12 protein-coding genes, 1 tRNA gene and 1 pseudogene are annotated in these 20,974 nt (G+C 48.3%); 8 read left to right on the top strand and 6 right to left on the bottom strand.

What is annotated here, in order from left to right; genetic code table 11:
• The 5 genes from K7P01_RS08110 (at position 1) to K7P01_RS08090 (ending at position 13,189) form a co-directional block, all read left to right on the top strand.
• Positions 1 to 9,984, top strand: a complete 9,984-nt coding sequence (locus K7P01_RS08110) for a GDSL-type esterase/lipase family protein (protein ID WP_267291673.1) — start codon at positions 1 to 3, stop codon at positions 9,982 to 9,984.
• A gap of 5 nt (positions 9,985 to 9,989) precedes the next feature.
• On the top strand, positions 9,990 to 10,685 hold the full coding sequence (locus tag K7P01_RS08105; RefSeq protein WP_267291671.1) for a hypothetical protein: 696 nt from the start codon (positions 9,990 to 9,992) through the stop codon (positions 10,683 to 10,685).
• Positions 10,686 to 10,756: 71 nt separating this feature from the next.
• Positions 10,757 to 11,458 (top strand): hypothetical protein, encoded by a 702-nt coding sequence (locus tag K7P01_RS08100; RefSeq protein WP_267291669.1) that lies wholly within the window; start codon positions 10,757 to 10,759, stop codon positions 11,456 to 11,458.
• Between the two features lie 186 nt (positions 11,459 to 11,644).
• Positions 11,645 to 11,944, top strand: coding sequence for a hypothetical protein (locus K7P01_RS08095; RefSeq protein WP_267291667.1), 300 nt, complete (start codon positions 11,645 to 11,647; stop codon positions 11,942 to 11,944).
• A 456-nt stretch (positions 11,945 to 12,400) separates the two neighbouring features.
• Positions 12,401 to 13,189: a hypothetical protein gene (locus K7P01_RS08090; RefSeq protein ID WP_267291665.1), complete on the top strand. Its 789-nt coding sequence runs from the start codon at positions 12,401 to 12,403 to the stop codon at positions 13,187 to 13,189.
• A 4-nt stretch (positions 13,190 to 13,193) separates the two neighbouring features.
• Here the strand turns inward: K7P01_RS08090 and K7P01_RS32090 are convergent.
• From K7P01_RS32090 to K7P01_RS08080, 3 genes and pseudogenes are all read right to left on the bottom strand, one after another.
• Positions 13,194 to 13,277, bottom strand: a pseudogene (locus K7P01_RS32090) (hypothetical protein); the annotation flags it as partial.
• On the bottom strand, positions 13,274 to 13,738 hold the full coding sequence (locus tag K7P01_RS08085; protein WP_267291663.1) for an Arm DNA-binding domain-containing protein: 465 nt from the start codon (positions 13,736 to 13,738) through the stop codon (positions 13,274 to 13,276). The pseudogene K7P01_RS32090 and the gene K7P01_RS08085, both read right to left, overlap by 4 nt.
• Positions 13,739 to 13,987: 249 nt before the next feature.
• A tRNA-Asp gene (locus tag K7P01_RS08080) sits at positions 13,988 to 14,061 on the bottom strand.
• A 78-nt stretch (positions 14,062 to 14,139) separates the two neighbouring features.
• Between K7P01_RS08080 and K7P01_RS08075 the strand changes: the two genes are divergently transcribed.
• Positions 14,140 to 15,051, top strand: coding sequence for a glutamate--tRNA ligase family protein (locus K7P01_RS08075; protein WP_267291661.1), 912 nt, complete (start codon positions 14,140 to 14,142; stop codon positions 15,049 to 15,051).
• 111 nt (positions 15,052 to 15,162) lie between these two features.
• Positions 15,163 to 15,540: a hypothetical protein gene (locus K7P01_RS08070; protein ID WP_267291659.1), complete on the top strand. Its 378-nt coding sequence runs from the start codon at positions 15,163 to 15,165 to the stop codon at positions 15,538 to 15,540.
• A 402-nt stretch (positions 15,541 to 15,942) separates the two neighbouring features.
• Here the strand turns inward: K7P01_RS08070 and K7P01_RS08065 are convergent, their stop codons facing one another.
• Positions 15,943 to 16,386 (bottom strand): hypothetical protein, encoded by a 444-nt coding sequence (locus tag K7P01_RS08065; RefSeq protein WP_267291657.1) that lies wholly within the window; start codon positions 16,384 to 16,386, stop codon positions 15,943 to 15,945.
• 380 nt (positions 16,387 to 16,766) lie between these two features.
• Here K7P01_RS08065 and K7P01_RS08060 point away from each other — a divergent pair, with 380 nt between their 5' ends.
• Positions 16,767 to 16,967 (top strand): hypothetical protein, encoded by a 201-nt coding sequence (locus K7P01_RS08060; protein ID WP_267291655.1) that lies wholly within the window; start codon positions 16,767 to 16,769, stop codon positions 16,965 to 16,967.
• A gap of 788 nt (positions 16,968 to 17,755) precedes the next feature.
• Here the strand turns inward: K7P01_RS08060 and K7P01_RS08055 are convergent.
• Entirely contained in the window at positions 17,756 to 20,158 is a 2,403-nt protein-coding gene (locus K7P01_RS08055; protein ID WP_267291653.1) for an outer membrane beta-barrel family protein, read from the bottom strand.
• A gap of 23 nt (positions 20,159 to 20,181) precedes the next feature.
• The gene (mddA, locus tag K7P01_RS08050; RefSeq protein ID WP_267291651.1) at positions 20,182 to 20,958 is read right to left on the bottom strand and encodes a methanethiol S-methyltransferase; all 777 of its coding nucleotides are present in this window, start codon (positions 20,956 to 20,958) and stop codon (positions 20,182 to 20,184) included.
• Positions 20,959 to 20,974 lie beyond the last annotated feature (16 nt).

The following is a 20,974-nucleotide window of genomic DNA, read 5'->3' as shown; positions in this document are numbered from 1 at the left end:
ATGGATAAGTTCAGATATCTCTTCTTTGGACCGATGGTCGTCGCAATTTTTATTTTGATTGCGCCCAACCGCGTTGTCGGCCAATGTCATGTCCAAATGGCGACTCCGGCGTGTACTGGCATGCCTGTGGCCCTCTCAGCCACATGCGACCTGAGCTGCTTTAATAGGTACACGTTCTATGTGGACAATGTGCGGGTAAATACGACTCCGATTGGTGGCCCCTATATTGAACACACATTTACAACTCCAGGCCAGCATACAATAACCCTGGAGTTTTGGAGTGAACCTGAGCAAGTCATGTGCGGAAGGGAATGGGATGCGATCGTAGTAAACGTTACGCAAGGCCTCTCGCCGACGACAATCACCGGACCATCGATCGTTTGTCCCGGTGGCACCGCCAGCTTCGTCGTAGACAACCCCCAAAATGGCGTAACATATGGGTGGGGTTCCGTCCCACACGTGTCTTCACCAACCGGGACATCAGTCTCTTTTTCGCCGGTCAATCAAACGACGACGTTCGGAGTTTCGGGAATCAACGCGGCTGGTTGTAGGACATCTGCAAGCAAGGAAGTTACAGTTCCGACGGCTACAAGAACGCCACAAATACGGGCGACGAATTACTATCACAAAGAAGTCCTTACCTCAACTGGAACCGACTTCGGCTACTATTGGCAGACATCGGCCACCGGACAGGTTATGGGTCTGCCGAATGCGATTTACGAGGATTATTTGGTCTACGAAACGGGCGACTACTGGTTACGGCGCAACGCCTCAAGTTGCTGGCTTCCTGCAGTGGGACCGCTGCATGTTGTTGTGGATTACGCGCCGCCTGCGGCCGTCCTATCACAAGCCGACCACCGCGGCTACAAGACGATCGGTTTCGGGAATGCTGATAGAACGCATATTTTTACATACGCCACCTACTACTGGGTGAACAACGCCAGCAGTGACCCCGAGATTATTGAGCCATTTAACGAAGGCCAGTCCGTTGTGGGCGATCGTAAATTTCTCGATGGGACCTATTATTTGAAGGGACGGGATAACGTTACGAATACATGGGGTCCAACTGTAGTTCTGAATGTTCAGATTTCATTGGATGACTCAGAAACGAATTTTATCCATACGCGGAATTATGACGGACGTATAGAAACAAATGGTGGGCAATCCGCGCCTGTCATTGTCGGTGAATCCCGGGTGTATGTTGATCAATCCGGTAACAAGATCCAGACACAAACGAAATCAATATCGAATGGACGGGTATTGGCAACTCAGGACATTTCGGACCGGTATGAAAGAGTGGTTGGCCAAACTCACGGCGCGCCCATAGGCTACCAATTTTCCTATAAGGAGAACTTTATGGCGTCGGCCAAGCAGGACATTTATGACTATAAAAAATTTGATCTGCCTCCCGATGGCGTGACGGCCGGCAATGTACTGAACCCGGAAGCTTTGAATGATCAAATTCCAGGTACACTCGGGTGGTATTACAGTGAGAATAACGATATTGAAACCAGTGTCCCGAAAAGCAAGTTTCCGTATGCTCGTAGCGACTTCTACGAGGATGGCTCTGGTGAGCCGCGTAAAACGGGCGGGTTGGGTGAAGCATTACGTTTTGGAGCTAGGCATGAATCCCTGTCCGGAACATTTCCTGTATTCAACGAGTTGAACGATTATCTGGTCAAGCGCCTGTTGGCATTGCCTGGAATCACACAAAGAAGTAGTCTGCTCCAGCGCGGCGTTCAAACTGTCATACGTGATCCTCATGGTAAGTATTTGATCACGATTACCGACAAAGAAGGGAAGGCGATCATGAGGGCGAAAAGCGCAACGGAAGCGAATGACGTGCTGGAAGTGCCGACCACCATCATATCGAGTGGCGATTCGACCTCGGCTAATTTCCGGAGGCTGACTTATTTTTACCTTTTAGAACCCCAGTCGGTAACCATCGCATCAGCCAATAGCAATTTCACTTTTGAGGATATAGTTTCCAATGAACGTAAGCCGGCTGGCCAAACCTTCGCTAAGTCGGACGGAAAATGGCCCGCGGGCTTCTACCGGCTCATCCTTCGCAAGAATTCAGGACAGGTTTCTCTGTCGTTTGTCAACAGATTTCGTGACATAGCTTATGACTTCTTTGATGATGCTGGAAAATTAAGGGCGGCGATTACGCCAAATGGCATTGAGGCACTTAAAGCGGGTGTCCCATATTCCAAAATTGACAAGCGAACAGTTCGATATAGCTTTAGAGGAACGCTGCTTGAATCGAACGAATCCGATGGGGGACGAGTTCATTACAAATCGCGCAGAGACGGTAAAATTCGGTTTTCCCAAACGAGCTTACAGAAGCTGAACGACTCATTGAATGTATCAGATAAGGGTAAGTTTTCCTACTCGGCATATGATCAAATCGGTCGGGTTATCCAGGTTGGAGAATATACCGGTTCGTTCAGTTTCTCCGATGTAAACGACCAGCTGGAGCTAGTGGACCAGGACACCTTTGACTTGGAGGATAAGACCGACTGGGTCACGACAGTTTATGACTCCCCGGATCCGTCAATATATAAGAGGACGAATCTGGACTCGATGGTTTATCGCCAGAATTTTGTTTTGGGAGCAGTGTCGTATAGACGTAACGCTAACATTCAAACGTGGTATAGTTATGACGAGTTGGGGCGAGTAGCGTGGGTAGCGCAGAAGCCTGCGGCATTGGATAAAGTCTTTGTACTCACGTATGTTTATGATTTTCTTGGGAACGTGCTTCGTTCTGCAAGTCTGGCATACGACAGATCTAGAGAGGTATTTTCAGAGTTTCATCATTTTTATAACTACGATAAAGATGGTCGCCTGATCGAGGTCCAAACGGCACGCACAGATTCTGGTCCGAGACAGCTGCGAGCACGGTATGAATATTACCTGCATGGCCCACTAAAACGCGTTGAACTGGGAGACGAGCTTCAAGGAATTGACTTTGTCTATAATATCCAGGGGTGGCTCACGCAGATCAACCACCCTGATGTTTCTCAAGACCCTGGAAACGATGGCGCTGCGGGTTCGCATAGCAAATTCAAAAAAGATGTTTTTGGATTGCTCCTGAGCTATTATGAGAGCGAGTTTTCCGATGTCTTCAAAGTGTCCTCAATCAATCCAAAACAGCAGGCGCCACAGGACCGGGATTTTCAATATCTGGGAATACCGGATGCGATTGCGTCGTTGATTAAGCCCGCTTATATGACCAGGGAAACTGTCGAACAGCAGAGTGCAGCGCCTGCTGAGCATAGTATATCGGGAGAACTGTTTCGGGAGGTGTTAAACCACTATATAGCAGACCGCAAAGGCGCGTCCAGTGATTATGAAGCTGACGCGGTCGGAAATGGAGAATTCATGAATGGCATTGTTGAACCTGATCGCCTCGTCGCTTCGGCTGATGCGGAACAGGTTATGCCGATGCTTGTGGATGATCGACAATTTAATGTTGATTTTGGAAATCCCGACACGCAAACCGAGGAAGCAGGATGGAACAATATGACCAACGGCCTTACCGGCGCAGTGTCAACGTCATTGGTCGACTCGGATGGAGACGCGTCGACCATTCAGATCGAAATCGTTAAAAACGCATCGAACGGCTACGGCAATGGGAATTTTTATAATCCGGATGGACCGCCGACCGGGACAGCGTATCCAGATGACGCTTCCAGCGACAGTTTCTTCGCGTATGGTCCAGGCGGCACGTATAAACTCAAAGGCCTCACCGCATCGAAATACTATACGCTCACCATTTTTGGCTCTCGAGCTTCCCAGACAATCCCCAGTCGCATAGGGGCCTACACCATTAACAACCAAGTGAAGACCTTGAGCGCAGCTGACAACTTGAACAGGACGGTGAGTTTCCATAACATCAAGCCTACACCCGGAGGCGAAATTATCATGGACTTTGGCGTGGCACCTGGCTCCCAGTTTGGTTATATCAACGTGCTGACGCTGATCGAGAAAGCTGCCTCAGGAATCCTAAAGCCGTCGGGGCTGTCTTCGGCGGTGGTCAACAGGCAAGGGGTGCTCAGTTGGACAGACAATTCCTTGAATGAAACTGGATTTTACATAGACCGCAGGAAAAATGGCGGTGCAGCATTTGAACGCCTGGATACCGTCGCAGCGAATATTGCGCAATACGTCGATTTGGCGGTGTCGGTTGGCAACAGCTATGAGTACCGCGTTCAAGCATTCAACCAAAACGAGGATTCAGAATTAAGCAATACGACATTGCTCGACGTACCAGGCACACCCGATCGCAGGTTTTTGGTTGATTTTGGCAACCCTGCATTTGAAACCAAAGAACCCGGCTGGAACAATATGCCCAGTGGCGCAACGGGGTCAGCGCTTAGCGATATGGTTGATTCCCAAGGTGGAGTAAGCGGTATTGGTCTTGAAGTCATTCAGGACGCTTCCGCCACTTTTTCCGGAGATGGTGTTTATTACAACACGATTGGGTACAATGGTTCGGCACTTGGCTATCCGGCAAGGGCATGCTTAGACAGTTACTTCGCTCATGGAAATGGAGGCTCCTACAAACTGACCGGATTGGATGTAAACAAATGGTATTCGATTACAATCTTTGGCTCTCGCGTCGCATCAAAAAATGACAGGACCGGTCAATTTACCATTAACGGAATCCGGAAGCTCCTTGACGCGATGAACAATTCGACACGGACGGTTACATTTCATCATGTGGCTCCTAATCAAAATGGAGAGATTGTCTTCGATTTCGGCGTAGATAAGAATTCTTATCTCGGTTACATGAACGTACTGGACTTCGTTGAAGTGACAGACCCGATCGTGGCGACTCCCGCGACGTTGCAGTCGTCTCTAGTAGCTAATGGTGTCAGTTTGTCGTGGGGTGATCTTGCGGTAAATGAGACCGGTTACCGTGTCGAGCGTAAGATGCCGGAGGAGACCCTGTTCAGTCAGATTGCCGAACTTCCTCCCAATACCGCGTCCTTCGCTGACGCAACGACACTGACAGGAACAGCTTATCAATATCGCGTGTGTGCTATATATGGCACGATCAATTCGGCGTATAGCAATCCGATATCCGTTACAACGGCAGGTAATCCTCCCGATCGGCGATATCTGATTGATTTTGGAAGCCCGCAGTACACGACAGATTCGCCTGGATGGAATAACGTCACTAGCCCACTAGAGGGCTATACATTGGCGAATCTTAAGGACTCCAACGGGAATTCTTCGCCGATCGGCGTGCAGATCGTGAAGGTTGCCTCGAATGGTTTCGGCAATCTCAATGTATACAATGCTGATGGCTATGTAGGGTCATTTAATGGATATCCAGAATCCGCGTGCAGGGATAGCTACTTTGCCTATGGCCCTGGCGGCACGTATAAGCTAAAAGGGCTAAATCCTAACCGCTTCTACTCGATCACCATTTTTGGATCGAGGGTGTCATCTGTTCATGACAAGACGGCAACCTTTACAATCAATGGCAAGCAATATCTTCTCGATGCAGCCGGCAATACAAACAGGACAATAACCTTTTACAACTTGACTCCGTCCGCACAAGGCGAGCTCGAACTCGCGTTCGGCGTAGCGGCCGGCTCTCAACTGGGCTACCTGGGGGTGATGGATATCAACGAGACCGGCGCGCCGGTTGTAGCGGCTCCTTCCAATCTTGTGGCAACGCTCTCTGGCCGTTTTGCCAACCTTTCCTGGACGGACAATTCATCAAATGAAAGCGGTTTTACGATTGAGCGCCGTGCCACCGGTGAATCGGTGTTTCAGGTTGTGAAAACCGTCGCGGCAAACAGCAACAATTATGTCGATGGACTCCTGGCTTCAGGGACATCGTATGAATACCGCCTCGTTTCGCGGCTGTCTGCCGCGTCGTCAGCGTACAGTAATGCTTCCGGAGTCTCTGTACCTGGTGAGTTGCCTCGAAGGTTCCTGATCGATTTTGGCGACCCTTTAACACCCACCAATGTCTTAGGTTGGAATAATATGACCGGTGGAAACACGGGCGCAATACTTTCCGACATGGTAGATTCAAAAGGGCAGGCGTCTCCAATCGACTTCGAGATTGTTAAGAATGCAAGTAACAACTACGCCAACGACCCGACGCCGTTTAACACGCAGGGATACACTGGTCAGAAACCTCCGCAAGGTTATCCTGTCTCCGCAACGCGCGATAGCTACTTTGCCTGGGCCGCCGGCGGTGTGTATAAGCTCAAGGGTTTGAACCCGGCTTACTACTATACCATCAATATTTTCGCATCAAGGCAGGCAGTCGATCAACGAACAGGTTCATACACCATAGATGGCGAAAAACGCACGGTCAATGCGGCGAACAACGACAGCACGCTTGTAACATTTAAAATGGTGCGCCCGAATCGGGCGGGAGAGCTCATGCTGGATTTCAACGTGGAGACCGGGTCCGTATTAGCATATCTCAATGTCATGGACTTTACTGAATTCAGCCTTCCCGAACTCGATGCTCCGATCCTTGAAAACTGTCAGCGGCTGGCGGGCAGTGCCGGTGTCAAGCTGAGTTGGGCAGATAACACACCGTACGAATCAGCCTATGAAATTTACCGGAGCACGACCCTGGGAGGCATTTTTACGCTTTTAGCCACAACGTCGGCCAATGTCACTTCTTATACCGATGCGACCGCAGGCGTCAATCAGATTTATTATTATCGCGTGCGAGGCACACGTGCAGATGGGGTGACCCCTTACTCAAATAAACTGATCTCCGAAAATAGCGGTGAGATTCCAATTCTGGCACAAGTAGCCAACCAGGTGATCAACGTCGGAGGTATAAAAGAGGTATCGCTACACGCCATCCCTGGCGGCAATTTGTCGCTGAACCGCAAAAATATCGTCATACTCGGATCATCAACAGCCGAAGGTTATGGAGCCAACCCTGCGGGCAATTCGTGGGCAAATCTCCTAGGGAAGGCCCTACAAGGCTACGAAGCAGGCTGGAACCTTATCAATCTAGCAAAGTTCGGTTACACGACCGACAGCATCGTTGTTACGGGGAACCCCCAACGAAATATCACGAAGGCGTTGAGCTATAATCCCTTACTTGTCATCATCAACCTGCCTTCCAATGATATTGCGGCTGGCATTACACCTCAGGAATTTATGTCCAGGCTGACGACACTCAAGCAGGCGGCAGAAAATGCCGGCGCCCGCGTGCTGATAACAACCACGCAGCCCCGGTCATCCCTGTCGCTCCCGCAACGAACAGTGCTCCAAACCCTCGCCAATACAATCAAATCGACATTTGGTGCGAGCGCAATCGACGTGTTTACCCCACTCGTAAATACATCTGATCTTACTATACTCTCGACTTACAACGTTGACGGAATTCACGTCAACAATGCCGGGCATGGCGTGATCTATCAGGTGGTCCGGCCTAAAGTCGAAGCGATTCTTAATAAAGCTGAGCTGCAAATTGTCACGACCAATGCACCAGCCTTCGTTAAGATTGTTAGCACCGGAACAGGTGAAGCAAAACTTGTTTTTGAGCCGTCGCTGCTTGCTCATGTAGGGACCTACAACAACATTGTTGTTTCCGCTGTCGATAAAAATGGCAACTATGCAGAACGGAAGTTCAATCTGCAGGTCGTCCCTGGCGACCAGGCGCCGGCGTCGAATTTCCAGCTTAACCCGCTATACAACGGACTTGTTAGTACCGCGGTTTGGCGAACGGAGTCTCCAGATTCTGACGAGCCATTGACGGGAATGTATCTTTACGAGTATGATCAGAATTACCAGATGTTGAATGCTAACTGGGGCGTCCCGGATTTCAGCGAAGGAAGTTTTCAGCTCAAGGGTAATCGGTACAGGTTGACGGGAATGAACTACGATCCAAATGGTAACATCAGAAGCCTCCGTCGTTACGATCAGAGCGCACTCACGTTAAATACATTTGGTTACGAATATGGATATGACAACGCTGTGCCAGGGAATCGTCGTTACGACAATCGCCTCAAACGGGTGAGCAGTTATGTGGATGAATATGACTATGACAACCTCGGTCGTTTGATTAAGGAAGACAGGCAAGACGGGCATAATCAATATATCGATTATGATGTGATGAGCAGGGTAGTGTTAGTTTACTCAGACTCGGCGAAGACGAAGCCAAAGATAAAAAACCTCTATGATGACCGGGGATTCCGCCTGGGGAAAGTAGTGTTCCCCGAAACTTACCCCGACGGTGATGTTCGCACCACCTGGTATATTCGAACGATTACCGGGGCTATCGTGAGTGTTTACGAGCAGAAAGGCGAGCCATTGGTCGGTGACATCGATACATTGTCTTTGACCGAGATTCCTATTTACGGTGCGAGCAAACTGGGAGTGTTTTATCCGCAGCAAGATGCTTCTACGGCATACGAAGTCGTAGATCAGCTTGGAAACGTCCGGGCAATAATTCGAGATAACATCAGTGTCTACGCGGCAACAATGGAGGACAGCGAAGTCCAAGAATTCGCCAATCCCAGGGTAGAGGAGATGCAGTACTTCGAGAATTTGTTTACGACTGAGGTCGTCGATTCGAGAATGAACCACACTCAGCCTATGCCAGGAAGGATTTCCTTCCCCGATAAATCGGCTTATCTATACTGGGTCGATGGAATGACCAATTTCGAAGCTGCTGACCGGGCTGTCGGGCCATCAATAGCCTTAAAGGTGCACGCAGGTGATAAGATAAGCTTGAAGACTTGGGTCAGATACCAAGAGAAAGTTAACTACACGAACGATCTCACAATGCCGCTGCTTGCAGAGTTTTTGGGGTCCGATCTGGCTACGGTTTTAGGCCGCGACGGTCTGTCGCTGTTGAATCCGCAGGGAACGCTTGAAAGTGCGTTGGCGGGAATGAACGGCGCGGGAGACAATAATTTGGTGCCGCGTGCGTTCTTGAATTATGTTGTTTTTGATGAAAGTTGGACATCAGTAGCTTCCCATAAGGTACAGGTAAGCTCGTCGGCAGGATTTGAGCCAGGCGAGGAGAACGCACCCGACGCCCACGAAATGCTGGCTGATTCAATCGTGATTCCGGCTTCTGGGTATGTATATATTTGGGTAAGCAATGGAAGCGAAGCAACGAAAGTTTGGTTCGATGATTTGACGGTGATTCACGAGGGAAGTATTGTGACGCAAGCTACAGACTACGGCGTCTGGGGCGACGTATTGCGCGAGAAGAAGTCTGACGAGGGTACCTACAGGTTCGGTTACCAAGGCCAATATGCGGAAAAAGACGGCGAGACGGGCTGGAACCACTTTGAATTGAGAGAATACGATCCAATAATCGGCCGCTGGACTTCCATCGACCCGAAGCGACAATTTTATTCCCCTTATGTTGGATTTGGAAATGCGCCCACTGTCTTCGGTGATCCTGACGGCGGAGAAGCGAACACTGATTTCGTTAACACGAAAACAGGCGAGAGAAAGCATGTTGAGGATGGGTCTAATAATGTTGTGACCATTGACGCGGAAAAATGGGGTGAATTTATGAAATGGTATGACAGATCCGCCGCAGTCATGACTAATCAGCAGTTTAGAACCAAACTGCTAAGTAATTTCGGACGTACATACGCAGTGGATGACTTTCTCCGGTTTTACAAAGAACAGAAAAATCCAGAGTCCAACGAGGCTGGTAGTATGTTATATATAAGAAATGGCGCCGTTGTTAGGGGACCAGAAGTTTTCAAGGGTACTGGTAGTTTCATTGTCTTTGATCCTACAGCCTTTGACGATTGGGTGGGCAAAATACATTTCCACTACTCAGATGGAATTGAAGAAGCACCTAGCCCCAGAGACGACCTACATCGAGGCAAAGATGTATACAATGTCGTGATCTCAAAGAATAATATCTATTTCTATAACAGATATCAAGAAGTAAGAGAACCATATCACATCCTTCCTATTTTGAAGGATACGGGCCTAAAAGATTTTACAATTCCTAGAAATTAGTTACAATGAAACGAGCAAGTGTTATTTTAATGTTTGTCGTATTGGCGTGTACTAGCCGCCACAAGCCGGCGGCTGTCATTTCAAATAACTTCTTTAACCCAGGTGAATTGTCAAAGGATCCGCACGCAGACACAATCATGGCAAAACATTTTGCCCAGACGATCCGGTCATTTGGTGATAGTTCGATCCGGCAAAGGTCTCAGACTGTTAGAAGACTAACAATCCTTTCGCCGGTTATAGGGGGCACCTGTATGATTTCCGTTGTTAAACATGCCGATTCAGCAGATGTATCTTTTTCGAGAAGGGGAGATCGCAATGGTACGGACAAATTGGGTCTTAGCGCGCTGTCATTCTCCTATTCAACGAAATCCGCAGCGTTTGATTCAATGTTTAAAAATCTTGAAGGTATCTTGATCAAAGCAAACCAAGAATTAGTAAATAATCCTGAAATACCAGAACAGGTGGGGGATGGTGAGGTCTATCTGTTTGAACAGGTGCAAGGAGGAAAATATCAAGTTTGGATGCGGCTTGCTCCAGGATATGGAATTGATGCTTACCCGGACATCGAGAGTTTCACAAGGCTTTGTGAGTCAATGACGGCGCTTATTCCAGATTGTATTCTGCCTCCACCGGAGAAGATGCTCGATAAGAAAGGTGTGCTCTTTCCAGTCTTCGAGAAAGCTCCGATAGTTGCCGAATAATAGGTGCTCACGGCGCGTTTTAAATGCCAAAACATAGTGTTATCTGATGACCTACTTGAAATACTACCTTGATGAATTCATTTATAAAATCTACTTTTTTACTTTTCCCTTTATTCACCCTCTGCACAATACAGGCCCAAGATTTGTCAGGCCCGCTGGCCAAAGGCTGTAGCCTTGGACTAGACATTGGGTACAATGAAAGCGAGTTATATGGCTCATTTAAAGATGAGATAAATGAAGGAAGCGCGACTGACTATGAGCCGTCAAGGTTTAAAGCTGTAGGTAAGAATGCAAAAGATTTTGATCTGACTGTTTATTTAAAACTATATAAATTCTTTTATGTTAAAACTGGTTTGGGTTATACCCAACACGGTGGCAAATTTCTGAACACCCGGCTTTCGTATCCCGTGGACGTCACCCTCGACTACCTTAATGTACCAGTCGGTGTAGGTGTCAATCCGGTAGTTTACGGCCCACTCTCCGTTGCACTTGACATAGGATTTCAGTTTAGCCAAGAGCTATCCTCTGAGCAGGAGTTCGTAAAAGGTATTGGGCCAAGGGTACACCAAAACAGATTCGTGTCTGGGTATTTTTGGAGTGGCTCGGTTATTGGTTCGATCAGCTCCCGCTGGGCAATCCGCGCGTCATACCGCTACACCAAAGCCTTGCGTCCATTTCACGAAAACGAAATTGCCTATGGCAAATGGGACGGCCTTGAATTGTCTTCAAAAGCTACGGCATTTTCGGGAGGGATCATTTTTGTGCTGAAATAGTCTCAAAAAAGCGAAAACGGCCGGCTTGCACCCGAATGGACTGAGCAATACTAACATCCTATATCAAATGCCAGGTACCCTTAATGGAACACGAGGAGTATTTGAAATTGGTGTTAGACCTTCGCTATCAGGGAACACAGAACTCATAATGCATAGATTCTTTAAACCTTATTAAAAAAGATTTTGATGAAGATCGATTTAGGCTTTTCACACGATTATGAAGTTGAAGTTTTAGACGAACTTCCTCCAGGAAGAAGAATATACTACTACCCAGGTTCAAGTACTCAAGGAGGTAAGGACGGAGTACTCGTTAAAATAACTCCTTTACATGGAGAATCTTGGGTTGGAGTTTTTTCTTTCGGCGAAATAACTCCGAAAGGAGTATCAGGGGTTTATACCTTACCCAATACAGATAAGCTCTGTGTCGTATCGAGAGGGCAGGATATTTTGTTTCAGCTAACAATCCAGCTGATTGGGCTGAAGTGAAATCGATTCCTGTAATTGATGTGTGTTCAGTATTATTTCAAGGCATTGTTTTATTTGTAAACTACACGGAATTAATAGCATACGATTCTTCGGGCGTGAAATGGAGAACAGAGCGGTTAGCTTTTGATGGTTTTAGAATCGTAGGGCTAACCGATAATCGGTTAAGAGGTGAATACTACGATATCCGAAGTGAGTCAGAGGAGACTTTTGAACTAGACCTCTTAACAGGGATTAGGTGTGTTTGAAATGATGTTGTCGTCGCGTGTTATGCATCGTATTTCTGATCTTACGAAATAGTGAGTAATAAGCTTTTTCTTTTGATGTCATTGCTTCTGTTGATTGTCAGCTTTGACGTGGACGCGCAGATACTGGAAGTGGGCGAAGAATGCCGTACACAATACGACAGCCTTACAAACAAGGCTAAAGGGCATCGTACTTTGCCAGTCAATCAGGATTATGAAAATAGATAGGACATTGTTTTTGTTTAGCGACGGTTCGGAGAGAATATCCGAACTTACGGTAGATTTTTTTGAAATAGCGAATTTGTGTAATCGCTTACTGAATGAGGTTTATGATGGTAAGAGAATTAAATTTCTAAATATTCATTTTCTTACGGAAAGGTCGTACGAGCTGGTGCCAGAGGTAAAACAAGATTCCCACCATTATTATGGTGGACATCTGGCGTATCATGGTTATTTTAATAGATCTGAGTTTATATCTCTTACCAGACGCGAGCAAATCGAATATGTTTGGAACAGTGCTTGTGATTATCTTAGTAGAACCGCACCGCTTATAAAAAATGAAGCGTTACTTCAAGCTTCCGAGCACGCCCGGCGGAGAGGACCCGAGATTGGATTTAATCCCGACTATCGTTTGATAGAATCAGAGCTTACTATTTCTGGACGAAAAATGAAAGGCGCTGTATGGGTCAATTTTAAAAAAGATGGTATGTATTCCAAATTCACCCTGGAAGAGGATGGGAATTTGATTTATGAACAGCCATTAGGTGCTGCAAAAAAAGGTAATGAATTTTTTCTGGACATGTACAGAACTATTGGTACGTATAACGGAAATATAGTGCTCGACGGATACCGGGAAGTTGGTTATCTCCCTTTGGAAATACCTTTTGAGAAGTTAGGTCGATTTCATTCTGCGTCAGCACGGCCCGCTCCACCTCCCGCTTGGTCATCTTGTACCCCAGAAAAGGATCACGCACAAGCCAGCCGTTTTTCAAACAGATGTTGACCACCTTCCGCAGGTTGCTGATATACTTAACCGCTGTATTGTGCGCACACTTACGAGACGACTTCAGCCAGAACTCGTACTCTGTCACAAACTCATAATCCAGTTTGTCGATACCAATGTCGTCCGTCTGATATCTTCATATCGAGCCAACGTTGCCTGTGCAAATTCCGCTCCGACCAACTTCGCCAGTTGTTCATTATGCCGCTGGAAGATCGGGATCAACGTCCGTCCGCTTTTCTTCACCCCACTCAGGCCGTCCTTTAGCGCCTCAGCTGTTACATCCTGATGGGCGTTCACCAATTGCAGGTATACATCGTACACGCGTGTCTGTAAGGCGCTGAGATACGCATTGAGCGTCCTCGCATCTTCCCGCGTGCCCATAGCCCTGCCCGTGGTAGCATCCCAACGGACCGGCTGCCAGGAACGACGCGTGGAAACTTCTGTGCGTTGCCCGCCGGCGCTGATGCGCAGGTAAATAGGGAGGACTGATCGTGTTGCACCCTTAGGTTTTCTGAAAACGAATTGTACGCCAAATCGACTGTTCTTCATAGCGATGGTGTTTAAGCATGGTTTAAATGTATGCTTACAGCCACCGCCAAATCAAGATGTTCATAGATTGAACAGGTTGATTGTCAATCCATTGCGAGAGAGTTGGTGAGTCTTTTTGCGGCTTTCAAATAACTCACCGATTTCACTCAAACAGGTTGAGTTTAGATGAATTACCTGAACGTACTAAAAACAAAAAGCCTGCAATTCAGTACGATTTGCAGGCTCTTGAATGAATTGATATCTGGTTTGCGGACCGGACGGGACTCGAACCCGCGACCTCCGCCGTGACAGGGCGGCATTCTAACCAGCTGAACTACCGGTCCGTTTGACTTCCAGGGCCGCAAATGTAAAAATTGTTTTTGATAAGTCAATCGCAGTCGGCTTTTTTTCGATCTTTAAATATGGATTTTTCTCTGGGCACGCCTGTAAGGCCTTTTTTGCGCACACGTATTGCTCCGACGCCCAGTGGCTATCTGCACCTGGGCAACATTTATTCCTTTGTTCTGACCGCTACGCTGGCCCAGCGCCACGGGGCGCGCATTCTGTTGCGTATTGATGACCTGGACCGGCAGCGGGCGCAGCGGGCGTACATCCAGGACATCTTTGATACGCTCAATTTCCTGGAAATCCCCTGGCACGAAGGGCCGCGGAATGCTGACGAGTTCGAGCGGGAGTATTCGCAGGTGCACCGGATGGAGTTGTACCACAAAGCACTGACGGAGCTACGGGAAAAGCAGGCGCTGTTCGCATGCGACTGCTCGCGGAGTAAGATTCAGCTGGCGGATGCTACCGGGGCCTATACGGGCCATTGTCGCACGCGTGGGGTGCCCTTTGATGCGCCGGAGGTTAGCTGGCGTCTGCGTACGGACAATGATGCGCCACTGACGGTGCATACGCTGGGAGAGCCTGTTGTAGAGGGGCTGCCCAGGGAGCAGAATGATTTTGTGGTCAGAAAGAAGGACGGCGATCCGGCCTATCAGTTGGCGTCGGTGATCGATGATGAGCATTTCGGTGTCGACCTGATTGTACGGGGGATGGATCTTTGGCCGTCTACACTTGCGCAGTTATACCTGGCCCGGGTGTTGGGCCGAGAAAAGTTTCTGGAGACGACGTTTTATCATCATCCGCTGATAACCGGACCAGGCGGCGACAAGCTTTCGAAGTCGGCAGGGGCGACGTCGATTCAGTACCTTCGTAAAGAGGGGAAAACACGAGCCGACATATACACGGCCATCGCCCAGAACGCAGGCATAACGGAAAAGGTAGAAAACTGGCTCGAACTAGGCACACACCTTCTAGCATTAACCCGGTAAATGGATGACAAGGATAAACGGGGTCGATGCTTCTGCGAAGCACGCATCGAAAAGTCCACAGTGACGCAAGATGCTACATGAGTTGCTCCGCCGATCATTTAAAATGAGAATATGAATAAATTTTTTCTGGTGGCTGGAATCGTATTATCAGTCGGTCCATTTTTTCTGATGGGTGACAAGTTAGATGCGTACCGGGTGCAGCAACACGGTCGGGTGGTCTGGATGGAAGTAATCGATATACCGTCATCCTTTCTCGCGAATGGAAAATTTATGAAGGTGGAGTATAACAAAAAGATCTTCTTAAAAAAGGTTGGTAGATCATTTTGCGAGGCGCACGCTGTGGGCGATGTAGTCGAGTTTAAGTATTTGGCAGGGGCAGAAAATATACTATTACCGAACGAAAGTGTAATCGGTCAATTTATATCCATGGCTTTAATTGTGCTCGTGGGTATGTATTGTGTTTTTAAGGGCCTGAAAAAGGACACCTAGTAACATACGTCGGCATTTCCATTCAGACAGAACACAGTACTGTCCACTATAAAGCATGCACCGGATCACATGATAACCACATGTTGCATCAGTATTGATCGATTGTTTTGAAAAAAAAGTCGTTCGTTTGAGACAGGATGTTTTGGGCGGGGGTAAGGATGTCGAAATGGCGCGAAGGTGGTGCCGGATGGGACGCCCGGGCGACGAAAATAAGCCGCTGCCCTGGCACGCAAAACCGGGGATACTTCAAGTCTGCCACTGCGTTCCTCCATAGATGTTCCACGGTTGAACCACGGATGATCTACTCTTTATATGGATTGGAACATCTCTGTGTAAGGCGTTGGATCAGGTTGGGGGGAGTGATGAAGAAACTGGAATTATGCGGTCACCGTTTGGCCAGCCCTAGTCATCATTCCAGTTGCTCACTTTATAATCCACGTACATCGGCATCACCATGCGCACGCAGACGGGTTTCCCTTTGTGGCTACCGGGCGTCCAGGCGGCCATCGACTCCAGGATGTGGATGTAGTCTTCCCGGCATTTGTCGTCTGCATCAGCAGCTGTCACTTCGATGTTTGACAGTTTTCCGTTTTTATCCACGATCCACTTGAATACGATCTTGTCCGGGCGGCACCCGTCCCGGAGCTTCATGGCTTTCCGGAATTCGATGGCAAAGTCTTGTATTCCCCTTTTGTAGACGGGCATGACGTCAGCAGCCATCCGCACGCTATCACACCCAGCCGGCAGCGAGGTTTGGGCCACTGTAACGTTGGAAACGAAACTCAGCATAGCAGCCAGGTAGCCGATGATGCCGTAAGGCTTTAAAAGTGCGAGGGATTTCTTCATGATCGTGTAAATTACTCGTAGGAGTTCAAAAAACAAAAGGCGGTTGCCCCGACCCGCACCAGCCCCGTGTAATGATCCCTTTCTGTTTAGCCATAAAATAAAATTGTTAAATGTATCCGGCCTGTTACAGGCTGGCCGGTTCACCTCTTGTGCTGCGGCGGTTCAAACATACCAGCAGCGCGAGGCAAACCATAACGACAGTTCCCAGAGTGTCCCAACGGTTCCCATATGTTCCTATATATTCCCAACGGTTCCCAGAAAAGGGTACCAAAGCCTTGCAAAAAATGTAGCCATCGCAGTACTTGGCGACAGGAAAAAACAGGGGCGGGATACGCCCTACTAAAGCCGTACTTAAGCCCTATCAAAGCCCTATCAGGATTATGCAAAAAAATATAGTGATACTTACCCCCAAAGACATCCAGCGCATCATGGGCTATTGCTACAAAACAGCCGGACGCATTCATCGTCAAATCCGACAGTTCGTCGGCAAACGCCCCGGTCAACTCATAACCATCGACGACTTCTGCACCTTCACCGGCCTCACCCGCGAAAATGTACAGTCGTTGTTAAATAATGATTAAACTCTGGCGTATATCTGGTTCAAGTCTTAGCCCGTCTCGGGCGGAGACTCGGACCCAGCATGGGGGCAGTCTCCCGACTGCCCAACGGTAACGTCGTAACCTGCATAACCATACACCCCGCCAGCCCACACCGACTATAAAAAAGCGCCCAACTAAAATTGCTGGCAATTTCTATGGTTTATGCAGGGTGTTTAGATGAGTCTAATCAGCCCTGTAAGGGCGTAATACAATAGCCCAGGCCGGAGCGGCAGCGAAGGCCTGGGTAAACAGACAACCGACGACACATAAGCCCTGAAGGGGCGTAACAATTCGCGGTACGCACCACCGTCCATCTAACCGACAACCAAAATTCCGGTTCGTGTTTATATATATCTAAACATGCCCCAAGCTAAGGGCATGCGGTCCGACAGGCGCAAGGGTCCGCTTCGCCTGCGCAAGAAAAAATCTCCACCTTCCGCACAGGCCTTCCCGCCGGCCCCCAGGTAGTATTTTTTCTTGGCAGCCCTTGCACCTGTCTCCCCGATCCCTTTACGCATAGGCATGTTTAAATATATATTTCGTGTCCGCGTCGGTGGCTGGTGGCTGTCGGCGGGCGTCTTCCTGCTGTGGCGTGTTGCGCCGTTTAAAGTGCTTGTGGTTCGTTCCTCCTTTCGGGAGGTTTCTATCCGGGTCTTGTGGCTCCGGTTGGCAGTTTCAGAGCTCCCGTTCTAACGGGGGCTTCTGGTGTAAGTTCTTGCCCCTGCCTCAGGCCTGCCTGCCGGCAGGGGCTAAGAACAAGAATCCGGCAACTAATTCACCCGCCCTCTTTCCTCTTCCGATCCTGATTTTAATGTTAGGCTGCGCAATCTGTTGTTGCCTAACTTCCGTGAATACGATAGCCTGATAAATTGATTGTGAAAATTATAGTTGAAACTAGTATCCAGGTTGTTCTGCTGCATGTTTGTTTTGATCCGCCAGTAGTTTGTATCAAGAATATCATCCACCGCTAATTGCCATGTTCCCTTCGCGCCCATTTTCTTTTGAATGCCGGCATTGAGAGAACCCTGTGGCAGGTATTCGGCTGTTCCCGCCAATAACCTGGATTGGTAAAATCCGGAGATTTCCAGCGCAAAATTTTTCGGAAGATGAAAGACGTTTGTCACATTCACATTCAGTCCATACAAATGAAACCCGGCATTTTCCGGAAGGTGTGAAGTCTGCGCGGTTTGATAGGTTGCCGTCACGTTACTTTGTACCTCCCACCACACGGCAACCGCAAAGGAATAGGAATTGGTAAGTCCGATCGTGTTGGCGTACCGCAGATTTTGCGATCGATAGATCAGGTTCTGTGACTGACTGTCGTTCTCCGGCTGATAGGCAATGATTTCCTTCCGGGAATGACTGTATTGTAACGAGATCATCCATTGTTTTACATGATAGCCTATTTTCCAGGCATCGGAGATGGCCGGCCACAGGGAAGTGTTTCCGGACGAAAATGTACTGGGTCCCCAGAAAAATACATAAGGTGCTATGTCATTATACGTAGGCCTCGTGATTCTCCGGGAATAAGAAAATTGAAGGTCCTTTTCACCGGCGAGTTCTTTTTTTATGGATAGGGCAGGGAAAAAATAGCCATACTTTCTGTTCACCAGATTTTTCACCGCTGGTGTGCCGAGGGTTGTATGCGTATATTCATACCGGATCCCGCTGTTCACCTGCCATTGGTGTCCTGCCTTCCATTTTGTGGAAGCATACGCTGCTCCTGTTTGCTCGCGGAGGGTCGAGTAAGAGGTAAAAAAGGGATCGACCGTCCACACATCGTCTATCAGCCGGTGAACCTGCACATGGTTATCCAGGTGTGACGTGACTCCCTTTACACCGGCTTCCACCATCAGCGAAGGAGAAGCCTCATATCGATAATCCGCTCCGGCAATCAGGATCCGGATAGGCGTCTTTTTTTGCAAATCGATTTGCGAAGTCTCGTGGAGGTTAGGTTGCTCATAAAACAATTTGTTATCGTAATCGGACGGATTGTTGTTATGGTAATAGAGATAATCCAAGGTAACATGGATTTCGCTTTTCGAATTGATCTTTCTCTGCAGCCCGAGTGCCCCGGTCGCACTCTGCCAGATATTGGATTCATGGATTTTCAGATCGGTGATAACAGTGGAGTCAGCCGCCGCGTGATGTATGTCGTGCGCGGTGGCATGTAAGTCCCAATTTCTCCGGTAGCCTGCCACCAGCAAGCTCAATGTCGTACGGGTATCGATTTTCCATTCGACACCCATAGTGAGGTTTTGCTGATTCGTTACATTTTCACGTGTACTCTCATCATATACCGTTTGAACAAATCCGTTGGTAAGGGTTTTTCGGCCAATGTGAGATCGGTGCAGGTTGTGGTTTCTTAATGCAGAGTAATCCAGAAACGCGGCAAATTTCCGGCGGCGATGGCTCAGGTTAAAACTCCCACCCAGTGTTTCCGCCCAATGCGCGCCCGCGATAAGGGTAAAGGAACCGCTTGTGCCAAGGTCCGCATGCTCTTTCGTAACAATGCGAATGATCCCTGCGCTTCCTTCAGCATCGTATCGCGCAGGAGGGGTGGTAAGGAGCTCGATCCGTTCAACGTTGGATGCATGCATACCATCCAGCATCTGAACCACAACATCCGGCGGCAGGTACATCAATTTGTCGTTGATCATCACGCGGACACCGGTTTTTCCGCTCATGCTGATGCTGTTATTTTGCCGGTTCACCACAACTCCCGGAGACTTTTGAAGCACCTCCAGGATGGTGTTACCCGATAAGGTAATGCTGCTCTGAACGTTCACGACCAGCCTGTCTGTCTGTTGCTCGAACAGCGGCTTCTCAGCCTGCACAACAATTTCACGCAACGCAGTGGCTGACTCCTCAAGAATGATATCCGGCAAGACAATATCTTTTTCAGCAACTGAAATTTCCGGTGAAATAAAGCGGGTGTATCCCACCATCGATGAAACGATCAGATAGTTGCCGGGCAAAACATGTTCAAAAATAAATCTTCCCGCAGGGTCTGTTACGACACCTTTCACGAGTGAAGAATCCGGTCCGAGAAAAAGTACAGTGGCAAACGGCAGATCGTGCTGCCTGTCTTTCACCCTTCCTGTAATGGATGCCTGGCCAAAAGAATATACCATCGGACAGGATAATGCCAGAATGAGCAGAATAGTTTTCATCTTCACATGGCGATCAGCGCACTTTATTTACTGATTTCTTCCAGTGATCCGGTAGTGACCTTCTTATTTTTGGCGCTCTTGGTAAAAGGGATCAGCATCGGAGCAGAACGTTTGTACTCCAGGTAGTGGGATCCAAAATGTTTGATCAAATCATGCTCTTCAAATTGAATGGCTGTCAGCATGTATCCCGTAGTCATGATGGCAAAGAATAAGTGTGCGGCCGTCATCGTAGGTGTTGCCCAGAAGGCAATCATGAACCCGAGATACAGCGGATGACGCACATATTTATAAAAGAAAGGCGTTCTGAAGTGAAGAACCTCATATTTTTTTCCGACGAAGTACATCCACACTTGTCGCAAACCAAACAGGTCGAAATGATTGATCAGGAATGTGCTGACTAAAACGATTCCAAAACCCAGCATGCTCAGGGATAAGAGCAGTATTTTACCTGTTTCGGAGTCTACCTGCCAGATCACTCCACCGATTGGCTCCCATTTCCAGAAGAGTAGTATCAGGCATAAGCTGGCCAGCAATACATAGGTACTCCGTTCAATGGGCTCCGGGATAATTTTTGTCCACCACTGTTTAAAAGCGGGACGTGCCATAACACTGTGTTGAAGGGCAAACAAAGAAAGAAGCCCGGCATCGACCAGGAGGGCGAACATCAGCGGCGACTGGGGCGCACTGTTAATGTGTTTGGGCACGATACCCGAGCTGACGAAACCGACTGAATAACAAAATGTCGCAAAGAAAATAACGTAGGCTAAAACGCCGTAGAGAAGGAAGAGTGTTTTTTTCATAGGGTGGTTGGTTTGG

The sequence above is a fragment of the Parachryseolinea silvisoli genome, assembly GCF_021190955.1.
GTDB lineage: Bacteria > Bacteroidota > Bacteroidia > Cytophagales > Cyclobacteriaceae > Ohtaekwangia > Ohtaekwangia silvisoli.
Note: the sequence above shows the minus strand (reverse complement) of the source record. Positions and strands in the feature narration are given on the sequence as shown.

Coding starts and splice junctions, on each gene's coding strand:
- K7P01_RS08110 (WP_267291673.1), top strand. CDS start 1: ATGGATAAGTTCAGATATCTCTTCTTTGGACCGATGGTCGTCGCAATT.
- K7P01_RS08105 (WP_267291671.1), top strand. CDS start 9,990: ATGAAACGAGCAAGTGTTATTTTAATGTTTGTCGTATTGGCGTGTACT.
- K7P01_RS08100 (WP_267291669.1), top strand. CDS start 10,757: ATGAATTCATTTATAAAATCTACTTTTTTACTTTTCCCTTTATTCACC.
- K7P01_RS08095 (WP_267291667.1), top strand. CDS start 11,645: ATGAAGATCGATTTAGGCTTTTCACACGATTATGAAGTTGAAGTTTTA.
- K7P01_RS08090 (WP_267291665.1), top strand. CDS start 12,401: ATGAAAATAGATAGGACATTGTTTTTGTTTAGCGACGGTTCGGAGAGA.
- K7P01_RS08085 (WP_267291663.1), bottom strand. CDS start 13,738: ATGAAGAACAGTCGATTTGGCGTACAATTCGTTTTCAGAAAACCTAAG.
- K7P01_RS08075 (WP_267291661.1), top strand. CDS start 14,140: ATGGATTTTTCTCTGGGCACGCCTGTAAGGCCTTTTTTGCGCACACGT.
- K7P01_RS08070 (WP_267291659.1), top strand. CDS start 15,163: ATGAATAAATTTTTTCTGGTGGCTGGAATCGTATTATCAGTCGGTCCA.
- K7P01_RS08065 (WP_267291657.1), bottom strand. CDS start 16,386: ATGAAGAAATCCCTCGCACTTTTAAAGCCTTACGGCATCATCGGCTAC.
- K7P01_RS08060 (WP_267291655.1), top strand. CDS start 16,767: ATGCAAAAAAATATAGTGATACTTACCCCCAAAGACATCCAGCGCATC.
- K7P01_RS08055 (WP_267291653.1), bottom strand. CDS start 20,158: ATGAAAACTATTCTGCTCATTCTGGCATTATCCTGTCCGATGGTATAT.
- mddA (WP_267291651.1), bottom strand. CDS start 20,958: ATGAAAAAAACACTCTTCCTTCTCTACGGCGTTTTAGCCTACGTTATT.